Origin of the sequence: Pseudonocardia sp. CA-107938 (genome assembly GCF_050936315.1) — a bacterium.
Taxonomy (GTDB): Bacteria; Actinomycetota; Actinomycetes; order Mycobacteriales; family Pseudonocardiaceae; genus Pseudonocardia.
In genome coordinates, this window is sequence record NZ_JBNJNA010000001.1 from 6201172 (window position 1) to 6214091 (window position 12920).

Here is a 12920-nt window from a genome sequence, read left to right on the forward strand (position 1 = left end):
ATAGCATTCGGCAATCCTTCTGCCGGATCAGCCGCAACGTCGGCCCGGCGGAAGGGCAATACGCTATAGCGTCTTCCGGTTCCAGGGAAAGGGCATACCCGTGACGGCTGCTCCCCCCGCGCTGCAGGCCACGCGGCTGCGCTGCGAGCACATGACCGCTCCCGTCGGCGTCGGGTCGCGCCATCCCGTCTTCGACTGGACCCCGGTCGGCCAGGCCGGCGCGCAGGTCGCGTACCAGATCATCGTGGCCAGCAGCGCCGCGCTCGCCGCCGCAGCGACCGGCGACGTGTGGGACTCCGGCCAGGTCAGCGGCACCGAGGTCGTCGGCATCGCCTACGGCGGCACGCCGCTGCGCAGCCGGACCCGGTACTGGTGGACCGTCCGGCTGTGGAGCGGTTCGGTGCCCGGTCCGTACGCAGCGGCGACGACGTTCGAGACCGGGCTGCTCGAACCGTCCGACTGGACGGCCTCCTGGATCGGCGCCCCCGGCATCCATGGCCCGCTGCTGCGCACGGAGTTCACCGTCCCCGCCGACGTCACCACCGCGCGGGCCTACGTCGCCGCGCTCGGCTGCTACGAGCTGCGGCTCAACGGCGCGAAGGTCGGCGACGCGGTCCTCGACCCGGCCACCACCAACTACGACCACGACCCGGCGCTCGTCGACGGCGAGGGCAAGCCGGCGCGGATGATCGGCGCGCGCGTCCTCTACGCGACCTACGACATCACCGCGCACCTCCAGGCCGGCGGCAACGGCGTCGGCGTCATGCTCGGCAACGGCTGGTACAGCGCCGAGGAGGAGAACGGTCCGGGCCCGCTCCCCCGCACCCCGTGGGGCGACGGGCCGCGCGCGCTCGTCCAGCTCGAGGTCGAGACGAGCGACGGCGAGCGGATCGTCGTCGGCACCGGCGGCGACTGGACGGTCGCGGCCGGCCCGATCACGTTCGACGACCCCGTCCACGGCGAGGTGTACGACGCCCGTCGTGAGGTCCCCGGCTGGGACGGCGCCGGCTTCGACGGCGCGTGGGAGCCGGCGACGGTCGTCGAGCCCCCGCAGGCGCGGCTGCACGGCCAGGACATCCCGCCGGTGCGCGTGCTCGCGACCCGCGCACCGGTGACCGACGGGCCGACGGCGAGCGGCGCCCGGCTGCTGGACTTCGGCCAGCACCACACCGGATGGACGCGGATCACGGTGTCCGGGCCGGCCGGGGCGCAGGTGGTGCTGCGCCACGCCGGCGAGGTCGACGCCGCCGGCGAGCTGGACGACGACGCCAACATGGGTGCCTGGATCCAGGCCCGCCAGACCGACACCTACGTGCTGCGCGGCGACGGGCGGGAGACCTGGGAGCCGCGGTTCACGCTGCACGGGTTCCGCTACGTCGAGATCACCGCGCCGCCCGAGGTCACGGTGCACGAGGCGGTGTCCTGCCTCGTGCACTCCGACCTGCCGCAGGTTGGCCGGTTCACCTGCGCCGACCCGCTGCTCAACCAGATCCACGACAACGCGGTGTGGAGCATGCGGGCGAGCCTGCAGGGCTTCCCGCAGGACGCCGCCGAGCGCGCCGAGCGCGTCGGCTGGACCGGTGACCCGGGCTGGGCGGTGGGCGAGTACCTGCTCAACGTCGACACGCTCGGCTTCTGGCGCAAGTGGCTCGACGACCTCGCCGACGCCCAGCTGCCCGACGGCCGGTTCCCCGTGGTCTGCCCGATCCACTGGCGCGGATCCGTCGAGCTCCCAGCGCCGGACGGCTACCTGGTGCCCGCCGACCACGACCCGATGCTGCACTTCCCGTACGGGGCGTGGCCGGACTTCAGCATGACCAGCTACCCGGCCATCGCGTGGGCGCTCTACGAGTTCTACGGCGACCGCTCGATCCTCGCCCGCCACTACCCCGGCATGCGGCGCGGGCTGGAGTTCATGCTGTCGCGCACGACCGACGGCATCCTGACGACCGGGCTCGGCGACCACATGGAGCCGCAGGCCGACGGGACGTGCAGCGTGTTCCCGCAGCGCACGTCCCGCGAGTGCACGTCGACGGCGTGGCTCTACGCGGTTGCGGACATCGTCGCGAAGAGCGCGCGGGTGCTCGGTCGCACCGAGGACGCCGCGCAGTTCGCGGGCGTCGCCGCCGAGGTCAGGGACGCGTTCACCGCGCGGTTCCTGAACGTCGACAGCGCGACCTACGACAGCGGGTCGCAGACCGCGGCCGCGCTGGCGCTGTGGCTGGGGCTGGTGCCCGACGAGCACCGCGCCGCCGTGCTGGCCGCGCTCGTCGCCGACATCGAGCGCCGCGACGGGCACCTCGACACCGGCACGATGGGCACCGCCGCCCTGCAGCACGTGCTGCCGGCCGAGGTGATGCACCGGGTCGCCACGCGTACCACGTTCCCCAGCTGGGGCCACCAGATCGCCCAGGGTGCCACCACGATCTGGGAGACGTGGGGCGGCGACCCCACGTTCAGCCGCAACATGAAGCTGCTCGTCGCCACCGAGAAGTTCCTCTTCCACGACGTGGCCGGGCTCGCCCCGGCCGCGCCCGGTTGGAGCCGCATCCGGGTCCGTCCCCAGCTGACGGGCGTGCTCGCGCACGCGTCGGCGCAGGTGCGGACCCCGCGCGGCATCGCAGCCGTCGAGTGGACCGCGGATCCCCTCCAGCTCACCGTCACCGTCCCGGCCAGCAGCACCGCCGAGGTCTGGCTCCCGGCCGGCTCGGTGCCCAGCGTCGACGGCGCCGCCCCGGCCGACGCGACGACCCACCCCGACTCCGTCCGGTTCGAGATCGGCGGAGGCACGCACAGGATCACGACCCTCTAGCCCCTGAAGGAGTCGTCACATGCGCAGTTCCCTGTTGTCCGCGTGTCTCGCGCTGGCCACCTGCCTGACCGTCACCGCCTGCGGCGGTGCCGCCCCTGCCGACGCCTCGGTGCTCCGCGTCGCGGTCTGGGACACCGGCACCGGCACCGACCCGATCGACACCGCCGTGGCCGAGTTCCGGGCCACCCACCCCGGTGTCACCGTGGAGCTCGACCGCACCGCGTACGCGCAGTACGAGCAGTCCCTGCGGCTGCAGCTGAGCACGGGGCAGCCGCCGGACGTGGTGCGGCTGGTCACCGGCTACGGCGACGCGGGCACCGCGCTCGCGCTGGCCGACCGCGGGGTGCTCTCCGACCTCACCGCCGCGCCGTGGGTGGCGCAGATCCCGCCCGCGGCCACGGAGAACACGAACAAGAACGGCAAGACCTACGCCCTGCCCGTCGACTCGGCGGTGATCGGCACGTTCTACGACCCTGCGAAGTTCACCGAGCGCGGCATCGCGGTCCCGACGACGTTCGCGGACGTGCTGGCGATCTGCCGGAAGGTACACGGTTCGGGCACTGTCGCGTTCGCCATGGGCGCCGACGACGCCTCCGGCATGACCCAGTTCCTGGGTTTCGCGCTGGCGGCGTCGACGGCGTTCGTCGACGAACCCGACTTCGCCGCCAAGCGGCTGGCGGGCCAGGCCACGTTCGCCGGCTCCCCGGGCTGGCTGCGGGCCCTGCAGAACCTGCAGGAGATGGTCCGCGCCGGCTGCTTCAGCCCGGACGCCGCCGGCACCTCGCAGGAGGCGGCCAGCCAGTCACTCGGCCAGGGCAGCGCCCTGATGGCCGTCGCACCCACGCTGGTGCAGCCCCTGATCCAGGCCGGCGACCCGGCCGCGAAGTTCGCGATGTTCCCCTTCCCCGGCGCCGCCGCGGACTCGACCCGGGTCAACACCGGCCCGATCAGCGGGCTGGGCGTGCCCGCGCGGGCCCGCAACCCGCAGCTGGCCCGCGAGTTCCTCGACTTCTACGCCGCCAACCGGGCGAAGTACGCGGCGATCGACGACAGCGTGCCCGCCATCCCCGCCCAGGCCGGCGACCCCGGGGTGCCCGGCTACGCGTCCGCCGTGGCGCCGCTGGTGGCGGCCGGGCGCACCGCCCCGATCATGGACGGCCAGTGGCCCAACCCCGAGGTGCTGGTGCGGTTCAAGGCCGGCATCACCGGCATCCTGCTCGGCCAGCAGCAACCGCTCGACGTGCTCACGGCGATGGACGCCGCGTGGACGTCGGAGCTGCCGAAGTAGCCGGGATGGTCGCGACCATCGCCGCGCCGGCCCACACCGCGCGCCTCGCCCCCTGGCTCTTCGTCCTGCCCGCGGTCTCGTGGTGCGCGGCGGTCCTGCTCCTCCCCTCGCTCGTCGGCGCGGGGTACGCCGCCACCGAGTGGGACGGCCTCACCGCGCCGGAGTTCGTCGGCGCGGCCAACGTCGCCGAGTTCGCCGGCAGCCCGCAGGGCCGCGACGTGCTCGTGCACACCGTCGTGCTCGCCGTCGGCTACGTCGTCGCCGTCAACGTCGTGGGGCTCGTGCTGGCGCTGGGCGTCAACGGGCCCGGCCGCGGCGCGCTGCGCGCCGTCTTCTTCCTGCCTGCGGTGCTCAGCCCGCTCGTCGTCGGCTACATCTGGAAGTTCGTGCTCGACGCCACCGGGCCGCTGAACTCGGCGCTGCGCGCTGTCGGGCTCGACGGGCTCGCGCAGCCGTGGCTCGGCCGGCCCGGCACCGCGCTGGCGGCGATCGGGCTCGTGATGGTGTGGCAGTTCGCCGGGTACCACATGCTCATCTACCTGGCCGGGCTCGCCGGCGTGGACCGCACTCTCACCGAGGCGGCGGCCGTGGACGGCGCCCGCCGGTGGCGCCGGTTCCGCGACATCACGCTGCCGCAGCTGCGCCCGGCCGTCACGATCGGCGTCGCGCTCTCCACGATCTCCGCCCTCACCGTGTTCGACCAGGTGATGGCGCTGACGGGCGGCGGCCCCGCCGGGGGTACGGAGACGCTCGGCAGCTACATCTACAAGCAGGCGTTCGGCAACGGCCGCTACGGGTTCAGCGCCGCGGTGGCACTGGTGATGGTCGTGTTCGTCGCGGGCGTCGGGCTCGTCCAGCTGCGGATGCTGCGGGGCCGGCGGTGACCGCCGGGTGGCGCGGGTTCCGCGACGTCTGGTTGTGGCTCGCCGCCGTGCCCGTGCTGCTGCCGTTCTGGTTCGTGCTGGTCACCGCGGCCAGCCCGGCGTCGGGCCCGAAGGGCTCGGGGTGGCTGCCGACCGCGGCGCCGACGACCGACAACGTCGTCGCCGCGTGGCGGTCGGCCGGACGGGGAGCCGTGTCGTTCGGGGAGGCGCTGCGCAACAGCACGCTCACCACGGTCGCCGTCGTCGTGCTGCTGATCGTGCTCGCCGCGCCCGCGGGCTACACGCTGGCCCGGCGCGGTGGGCGGCTGGCCGGCGCGGTGTTCGCCGCGTTCGCCGTCGGCCTGATCGTGCCCGTGCAGCTCGGGCTGATCACCCTGTACGGGCTGCTGGTGCAGGTCGGGCTGGTCGGCACGTGGATCGGGCTGGTGGTGGTGTACGTCGGGTTCCTGCTGCCGCTCGCCGTGTTCCTCTACACCGGGTTCTTCCGCGGCCTCCCCACCGCCTACGAGGACGCGGCCAGCGTGGACGGCGCGCGGCCGTGGCGGGTGCTCGTCGACATCGTGCTGCCGCTGGTGCGGCCCGTCACCGGCACGGTGGCGCTGCTGACCGGGCTGTTCGTGTGGAACGACTTCTTCCTCGGCCTGGTGCTGGTCGGCGGCACCCCGTACGAGACGTTGCCGGTGGCCGTCTACACGTTCGTCGGCCCGTACGCGGCGCAGTGGCCGCTGATCTTCGCCGGTGCCCTGATCGCGATCGTCCCCGTGCTCCTGGTCTACCTCGCCCTGCAGCGACGGATCATGACCGGCTTCGTGAGCACCCTGCACGGCTGAGGAAGGAACCCCTATGGCGTCCGTGGAGCTGGACCGGCTCGTGGTGCAGTACGGCACCGGCGCACCCGTGCTGGACGGGCTCGACCTGCGGATCGCCGACGGCGAGTTCTTCGTGCTGGTCGGGCCGTCGGGGTGCGGCAAGTCGACGGTGCTGCGCATGCTCGCCGGGCTGGAGCGCCCGACGTCCGGCGCGGTGCGGATCGGCGGTGCCGACGTCACGGCGGTCCCGGCGCACGACCGCGACGTCGCGATGGTGTTCCAGAACTACGCGATCTACCCGCACATGACCGTGCGCCGCAACATCGGCTACGGCCTGCGGGTGCGCGGCGCCGACCGGGCGACCGAGCGCGCCCGCGTCGAGGAGGTGGGCCGCCTGCTCGGCCTCGATGCGCTGCTGGACCGCCGGCCGGCGACGCTGTCCGGCGGGCAGCTGCAGCGGGTCGCGATGGGCCGGGCGATCGCGCGCAACCCCCAGGTGTTCCTCATGGACGAGCCGCTGTCCAACCTCGACGCCAAGCTGCGGGTGTCGATGCGCGCCGAGCTGGAACGGCTGCACCGCTCGCTCGGCGTCACCACCGTCTACGTGACCCACGACCAGGTCGAGGCGATGACGCTCGGCCAGCGCGCGGCCGTCCTGCGCGGCGGGGTGCTGCAGCAGGTCGACAGCCCGCAGCAGCTCTACGACCGGCCCGCCAACGCCTTCGTCGCGGCGTTCCTCGGCTCGCCGCCGATGAACCTGGCCGCCGCCTGCTGGGACGGCCAGTGCCTGGTGCTGGGCGGCACCCGCCTCCCCGTCCCCGAGCCCGTCCGCCCGCCGCTGCCGCCGGGCAGCCGCGTGATCGTCGGGATCCGGCCGGAGGACCTCACCGACGCGCGGCGCGCACCCGGCTACGAGCAGCTCAAGCTGCGCTGCCTCGCCCGCCAGAACCTCGGATCGGACGTGCTGCTGCACGTCGCGCTCGACGCCGAGCCCGCCGACGTTGCCGCCGTCGAGCGCCTGACGCGGTCCGAGCACGCCCCGTCCGACGACGCGGAGCTGCGCCCGGGCGCCGGCACGCTGTGCGCCCGCGTCGGGACCGGCTTCGCGGCGGCCGACGGCGAGCTGGTGGACCTGTCGGTGCGCATCACGAAGCTGCACTGGTTCGACCCGGACACCGGCGAGCGCCTGGACCGATGGGCATGACCCGCACTTCGCAGAGGCAAGACCGTCCTCGCAGGAGGTCGAACCTCTGCGAGGACACCTCAACCTCTGCGAGGTCAGTCGGCGGATTCCTCGGACGCGCGCAGGGCCGTGTGGATGCGGTCGGCCGCGATATGGATGTGGCGGGCCATCTCGGCGCGGGCGATCTCGGCGTCGCCGGTGGCGATGGCGTCGATCAGCACGTCGTGGGACGCGGCGTGCTCGGCCAGCTCGTCCGGCTTCAGGGCCGCCGTGGCGGCGTGCAGGAACGAGCCGATGCGCCGCCGCAGCTGGGTGACGAGCTCGCTGAGCATCCCGTGGTCGGCCAGCGCCCACAGCCGCTCGTGGAAGCGCTGGTCCAGCTCGAGCATCTGCTTGTAGTCGCCGCGGGTCGCGGCCTTGCGCATCGTGGCCACCATGCGGCGCAGCTCCGCGACCGTCGCCGGCGCGAGCCGCTCCTGCACGCGCACGACCACGAACTGCTCCAGCAGCACGCGCAGCGTGGACAGCTCCTCCAGCTCCTTGGACGTGAGCACCGCGACCCGCGAACCCCGCCGCGGCAACCGCTGCACGAGCCCCTCGTCCGACAGCCTGCCCAACGCCTCGCGGATCGGGATGTGGCTCACGCCGAGCTCGCTGGCGAGCGTCCGCTCCACCAGCCGCATCCCCGGCGGGTACCGGCCGTCGTGGATCGCGTCGCGGATGCGGTCCGCGACCAGGTCACCGATGTTCTTGTCGGTGGGGAGGGGATCCAGGCTCATCGTTCGTCGATTCCCGTCCGATTGCGCACCACGTGACTAGATACTATAGCAGTAATAGACCGAGAGGACTTGCCGTGAGGATCGCAGAGGGTCGGAAGGCGCTCGTCACCGGCGCCGCGTCCGGCTTCGGACGCGACATCGCCGCCCGGCTGGCCGGCGAAGGCGCCGCCGTCGCGCTCGTCGACGTCGACGCCGAGCGGGTCGCCGTCGCCGCGAAGGAGATCGGCGGGTCGGCCGTCGGGATCGGCGCCGACGTCCGTTCGGTGCCGCAGATGCGCGCCGCCGTCGACGAGGCCGTCGCCGCGTTCGGCGGGCTGGACACGCTCGTCGTGTCGGCCGGCGTGTTCCACATCGGGCCGATCGAGGAGATCGCCGCGCAGGAGTGGGACCGGGTGCTGGGGATCAACCTCACCGGCGCGTTCGTCACGGCGCAGGCCGCCGCTCCCGCATTGCGGGCCAGCGGGCGCGGTCGCATCGTCACCATCGGCTCGGACTGCAGCCGGCGCGGGTTCGCCCTCCAGACCGCGTACGTCGCCAGCAAGTTCGGGCTCGTCGGGCTCACCGAGTCGCTGGCCGCCGAGCTGGCCGCCGACGGTGTGACCGCCAACTGCGTCGCGCCCGTCGGCTGCCCGACGACCGGCATGGGCCAGGAGGTGCTGGCATGGAAGGTCGGCACGCGCGGCCGGCCCGCGGAGGAGATCATGGCCGACACGGCCCGGACGAACCCGCTCGGGCGCAACGCCACCGAGACCGACGTGACCGACGCCGTGCTGTTCCTGATCTCCGAGCACGCCGGGTTCCTCACCGGTCTCACCCTCGACGTCGACGGCGGCGCGCACCTCGGCTCCGTCCCCGGAGCGCGCTGACGTGGCCCGGTTGCCCTTCGTCGACACCCACGTGCACTTCCACGACCTCGCGCACCCGCACCTGCGCTACTCGTGGCTGGAACCGGACGCGCCGGTCGACCCGGTCGTCGGGCCGGACGGGGCGATCCGCGCGCAGCGGTACTGGGCCGACGACTTCCTCGCCGAGACCCGCTTCCACGACGTCGTCGGCGTGGTGCACGTGCAGGCCGCGCTCGGGACCGTCGACCCGGTGGAGGAGACGCGCTGGCTCCAGGCGTTCGCCGACCGGCTCGGCGCGCCGCACGGCATCGTCGCGGCCGTCGACCTCACCGCCGACGACGTCGCCGCGCAGCTCGACCGGCACGCCGCATTCGCGAACCTGCGCGGCGTGCGGGACCTGCGCTACGACGGCTACCTCTCCGACGAGCGCTGGGAGCGCGGCTACGCGCAGCTGGCCGGGCGCGGGCTGGTGTGCTGCGACGACCCGGACCTCGACGAGTTCCCGCTGGCCCGCGCACTCGCCGACCGGCACCCCGACGTCGTGCTGTGCATCGACCACGCCGGCTTCCCCAAGGCCCGCGACGACGCCTACTTCCGGCGCTGGCGGGAAGGCATGGCGCTGCTCGCGGGCGCGTCGAACGTCGTCGTCAAGATCTCCGGGCTGGGGCAGGCCGACCACCGCTGGACCGTCGACTCGATCCGGCCATGGGTGCTCGCCTGCGTCGACGCGTTCGGGGTCGAGCGCAGCTTCTTCGGCACGAACTGGCCGGTCGACCGGCTCTTCAGCTCGTACGGCGACGTCGTCGACGCGTACGCCGAGATCGTCTCCGACTTCACCGACGCCGAGCAGCGGGCGCTGTTCGCGGGCACGGCGCAGCGGATCTTCCGGCTGGAGGTGTCATGACCGTCCGCGTCGCCGTCGTCGGGTGCGGCTGGTGGTCCACCTACGCGCACCTCCCGGCGCTCGCCGAGCACCCGGACGCCGAGATCGCCGCGCTGGTGGACCCCGACCCGGAGCGGCTGGCCGCCGCGGCGACAGCGTTCGGCGACCCGCCGACGTTCACCGACGTCGAGGCGATGCTCGACGCCGGGATCGATGCCGCGATCATCGCCGTGCCGCACGCCCTGCACCATCCGGTCGCCCGCGCGGTGCTGGACCGCGGTGTTGCGGTGCTGCTGGAGAAGCCGATGGTCCTCGACCCCGCGCACGGGCGGGAGCTGATCGCGCTCGCCGAGCAGCGCGGCGCGCACCTGGTGATCGGCTACCCGTGGCAGTACAACCGGCACGTCCTGGAGCTGCGCGAGCTCGTGACGGCGGGTGGCATCGGCCCGATCGAGCACGTGTCGGTGCTGTACGCCTCGACCGTCCGCGAGCTGTACAAGGGCAACCCCGAGCCCTACCGCGACCTCTTCGGCTACCCGGTCTCCGCGCCGTCGACCAGCACGTACAGCGACCCGCAGCTCGCCGGCGGCGGGCAGGGCCAGACCCAGCTCACGCACGCCGCGGCGCTGCTGCTGTGGCTGACGGGCCTGCGGATCGAGTCGGTGGCTGCGTTCACCAGCAACGCCGAGCTGGCCGTCGATCTCGCCGACGCCGTCGCCGTCCGGTTCGCCGGCGGCGCCGTCGGCACGCTGAGCACCACCGGTTCGGTGACGCCCGGCGAGATCGAACTGGTGCGGTTCGACCTGTTCGGCCGGGACGGGCACGTCCAGCTCGACATCAACCACGGCACGGCGTCGGTGCACCGCAGCGGCACCGTGGAGCACCTGCCGCCGGTGCCGGCCGCCGAGCGGGACCCGGTGCGGTCGCCGGCCCGCAACCTCGTCGAGCTGGTCGCGGGCACGGCCGCCAACGGCTCCCCCGCCGACGTCGGGCTCGGCTCGGTGGAGCTGGTGCGGGCGATGTACGACTCGGCGGCTGAGGGAGGGAAGCCGGTCCGGGTCAGCGGGCTTCCATGACCTCGATGGTCAGGCCCTGCGGGTCGCGGAAGTAGGCCACGCGGCGGCCCTCGTTGGGGCCCGACGTGATCGCGACGGGCGCCGTGCTGCGCGGCACGGCGCCCAGCTCGACGAGCCGCGCGAACGCGCCGTCGACGTCGGCGCTGGCCAGGCACAGGTGCCCGGTGCCGGGGTTGCAGGTCTCCACGTCGACCGGCGCCCCGACCGGCTCCAGGTACTGGATCAGCTCGAGGAACGCCGGGCTGCCCGGCACGTCGAAGTGCGCCACGTCGAGCCGGGCGCCCGGGTAGCCGACCTGCTCGCCGGTGTACGGGGCGTCGAAGATCCGGCGCACCCGCGGCGGGGCGCCGAACAGCTCCTCGTAGAAGCCCACGGCGGCGTCCAGGTCGGCGACGGTGAAGCCGACGTGCAGCATCCCGGTGAACATGGGGTCCTCTCAGCAGTGGTGCGAGGGCGGGACGTCGAGCGCGGGGTTGCGGTCGAAGAACCCGGCGGGCTCGATCATGAAGCCCGCCCGCGCGACGGGCATCACCGGCCAGTCCTCGGTGCGGGCGACGTGCGTCGGGCCGAAGGTGTGCCACAGCACCACGTCGGCGTCGACGAGCGGGGCGTCGCGCTGCGCCCAGGTGTCGATCCCGGTGTCGCCGGCGCTCAGGTTGGGGTGCGTCCCGGCGGGGCGCAGCTCGTCGGGGCGGTACTCGGTGACCCACAGGTGGTGGGCGGCGAACGCCGCGCGCCGGGCCATCGCGGAACCGGGGGCCGCGAGCAGCGGCGCCGACGTGTGCGGCACCAGCCGGTAGCCGACGGGCGCGCCGACGCGGTTGCGCCGGGACTCGTTCACCACGTGCCAGGAACGGGCGCGGGCGGCGTCGGCGTCGCGGGCGGCCACGGCCTCGCTCACCAGCGGCGTGGTGACGGTCGCGAACGCGTGGCCCGTCGCGGACGCGACCGGCACCACATCCACCTCGTGGACGGTGTTGCGCTGCCCGTCCAGGGCCATGTCCAGCCGCACGCAGAACAGGTGCTGGTGGTGCGGCGCGAACAGTCCCGGCGCCACCTCGACGGCGTGCGGGTCGGCCGTGCCCGGCTCCCCCGCCTTCGTCTGGACGATGCCGGTCAGCTTCATCTCCAGCGCGATCGACCCGTCCTGGTGGAGGTACCAGTAGGCGCCGTAGTCGTAGTTGCCGACCGTGTAGAACGAGCTGATCACGAGCCGCCGTGCGCGCCGCACCTGCGCGACCCCGGTGAAGGGATCGGTGTGCTTCCAGCCGATCCCGTGGTCCTCCTCGTGCACGCAGATCGCGTTGGGCCGGCGCAGCGGATCCCCGGCCGCGGTCACGCCGACCGCGTCGAGGTAGTGCACCTCGCCGACGCAGTCGCAGCCCAGCTCCAGAGCGTTGACGCACGTGCCGAGGCCGTACTCGCCGCCGTCGAGGGCCATGCGCCACTCGAACAGCGGGTCCGGGTCGCCGTAGGGCACCGCCATCTCCGCCAGCGAGGCCCGGTAGAGCACCGACCGCAGCTCGTCGCCGTCGCGGTAGCCGACCTGGTGCAGGGTCAGCCCGTCGAGCGCGTTCAGCGAGACCCGCAGCTCCCAGTTCTGCCACGTGATGCGGTGCCCGTCGATGGTGAACCCGGGCCCGTCCGGCTGGGTGATCGAGAGCGGGGCGACGTGCCGGAACTCGCCGCTCGGGGGCCGGTCGAACTCGCCGTCCTCGTCGGGGACGGGCCGGGCGCCGCGGTCGACCACCTCCAGCACCTCCCCCGCCGCGACGTCGACCAGCGCCATGAGGCCGGCGATCGGCCGCGCCCACGAGTTGACGGCACCGCGCCGCCGGACGAACCCCGTGCACCGCGCCACCCGCCGGCCGGCCGCCGACTCCGGTACGAGCGAGCCGGTCGGCCACGGGTCGACCTGCACGCTGCGCGGGTCGGTGATGCCGCGGTCGGCCAGCGCCTGCACCCACCGCGGGTCCGTCCGCACGAGCCGGACCGCGGCGAGCAGCTCCTCGCCGGTGAAGGCGGGCTGCGCGTCGAGGTCCTCGACGCGCACCACGGCCTTCTCCCCGAGGTCGACGAGCGCGCGGACCGCCTGCCCGCCCGGCCGGCGGACCAGCAGCGCCTCGGCCTGCCGCGTGACCGGCGCACCTGGCCACGCGAGCACCGCGGACTTGGCCGGCTCCGCCAGCGCCAGGCCGCTCACGGCCGTGTGCGCGTCCAGCACGCCGGCCTCGGCCAGGACGTCCCTGGCCAGCGCGATCTCCGCGGCGTCCAGGGGTTCGAGGGGGTGGGGCGCGTCGACAGCCATGGACCGACGCTAGGACATCTCGTCGATTCACGCTAGATGCTATAGCGTCATGG

11 protein-coding genes are annotated in these 12920 nt (G+C 73.8%); 8 read left to right on the forward strand and 3 right to left on the reverse strand.

Annotated features, from left to right (window positions below):
* The first annotated feature begins 100 nt into the window (after positions 1–100).
* Genes ACQEVB_RS30705 through ACQEVB_RS30725 form a run of 5 tightly spaced genes read left to right on the forward strand, consistent with a single transcriptional unit; the run spans position 101 to position 6997 of the window.
* Positions 101–2812, forward strand: a complete 2712-nt coding sequence (locus tag ACQEVB_RS30705; RefSeq protein ID WP_432978867.1) for a family 78 glycoside hydrolase catalytic domain — start codon at positions 101–103, stop codon at positions 2810–2812.
* 19 nt (positions 2813–2831) lie between these two features.
* Entirely contained in the window at positions 2832–4100 is a 1269-nt protein-coding gene (locus ACQEVB_RS30710; protein ID WP_432978870.1) for an ABC transporter substrate-binding protein, read from the forward strand.
* Positions 4076–4984 (forward strand): carbohydrate ABC transporter permease, encoded by a 909-nt coding sequence (locus ACQEVB_RS30715; RefSeq protein ID WP_432978873.1) that lies wholly within the window; start codon positions 4076–4078, stop codon positions 4982–4984. Before ACQEVB_RS30710 ends, ACQEVB_RS30715 begins: the two co-directional genes overlap by 25 nt.
* A complete protein-coding gene (locus tag ACQEVB_RS30720; RefSeq protein WP_432978875.1) occupies positions 4981–5814 on the forward strand; it encodes a carbohydrate ABC transporter permease in 834 nt (277 codons plus the stop codon). The genes ACQEVB_RS30715 and ACQEVB_RS30720 overlap by 4 nt, the downstream gene beginning before the upstream one ends.
* A 13-nt stretch (positions 5815–5827) precedes the next feature.
* Complete coding sequence (locus ACQEVB_RS30725) at positions 5828–6997, forward strand: ABC transporter ATP-binding protein (protein ID WP_432978878.1); 1170 nt, start codon at positions 5828–5830, stop codon at positions 6995–6997.
* Positions 6998–7071: 74 nt separating this feature from the next.
* Here the strand turns inward: ACQEVB_RS30725 and ACQEVB_RS30730 are convergent, their stop codons facing one another.
* Positions 7072–7755 carry a GntR family transcriptional regulator gene (locus tag ACQEVB_RS30730; protein WP_432978881.1) on the reverse strand — a complete coding sequence of 228 codons (684 nt, stop codon included), beginning with the start codon at positions 7753–7755 and terminating at the stop codon, positions 7072–7074.
* A gap of 74 nt (positions 7756–7829) precedes the next feature.
* Between ACQEVB_RS30730 and ACQEVB_RS30735 the strand changes: the two genes are divergently transcribed.
* Genes ACQEVB_RS30735 through ACQEVB_RS30745 form a run of 3 tightly spaced genes read left to right on the forward strand, consistent with a single transcriptional unit; the run spans position 7830 to position 10559 of the window.
* A complete protein-coding gene (locus ACQEVB_RS30735; RefSeq protein ID WP_432978884.1) occupies positions 7830–8621 on the forward strand; it encodes an SDR family NAD(P)-dependent oxidoreductase in 792 nt (263 codons plus the stop codon).
* A gap of 1 nt (position 8622) precedes the next feature.
* Entirely contained in the window at positions 8623–9504 is an 882-nt protein-coding gene (locus ACQEVB_RS30740) for an amidohydrolase family protein (protein ID WP_432978887.1), read from the forward strand.
* Positions 9501–10559: a Gfo/Idh/MocA family protein gene (locus ACQEVB_RS30745; RefSeq protein ID WP_432978890.1), complete on the forward strand. Its 1059-nt coding sequence runs from the start codon at positions 9501–9503 to the stop codon at positions 10557–10559. The genes ACQEVB_RS30740 and ACQEVB_RS30745 overlap by 4 nt, the downstream gene beginning before the upstream one ends.
* Here the strand turns inward: ACQEVB_RS30745 and ACQEVB_RS30750 are convergent.
* Positions 10543–10986, reverse strand: a complete 444-nt coding sequence (locus ACQEVB_RS30750) for a VOC family protein (RefSeq protein WP_432978893.1) — start codon at positions 10984–10986, stop codon at positions 10543–10545. The two genes, ACQEVB_RS30745 and ACQEVB_RS30750, sit on opposite strands and share 17 nt — an antisense overlap.
* Positions 10987–10995: 9 nt before the next feature.
* Positions 10996–12867, reverse strand: a complete 1872-nt coding sequence (locus tag ACQEVB_RS30755; RefSeq protein ID WP_432978896.1) for a primary-amine oxidase — start codon at positions 12865–12867, stop codon at positions 10996–10998.
* Positions 12868–12920: the final 53 nt, after the last annotated feature.

What these genes read in the sequence shown, in the direction of transcription:
- ACQEVB_RS30710 (WP_432978870.1), top strand. Translation starts at nt 2,832, where the DNA reads ATGCGCAGTTCCCTGTTGTCCGCGTGTCTCGCGCTGGCCACCTGCCTG.
- ACQEVB_RS30725 (WP_432978878.1), top strand. Translation starts at nt 5,828, where the DNA reads ATGGCGTCCGTGGAGCTGGACCGGCTCGTGGTGCAGTACGGCACCGGC.
- ACQEVB_RS30730 (WP_432978881.1), bottom strand. Translation starts at nt 7,755, where the DNA reads ATGAGCCTGGATCCCCTCCCCACCGACAAGAACATCGGTGACCTGGTC.
- ACQEVB_RS30745 (WP_432978890.1), top strand. Translation starts at nt 9,501, where the DNA reads ATGACCGTCCGCGTCGCCGTCGTCGGGTGCGGCTGGTGGTCCACCTAC.
- ACQEVB_RS30750 (WP_432978893.1), bottom strand. Translation starts at nt 10,986, where the DNA reads ATGTTCACCGGGATGCTGCACGTCGGCTTCACCGTCGCCGACCTGGAC.
- ACQEVB_RS30755 (WP_432978896.1), bottom strand. Translation starts at nt 12,867, where the DNA reads ATGGCTGTCGACGCGCCCCACCCCCTCGAACCCCTGGACGCCGCGGAG.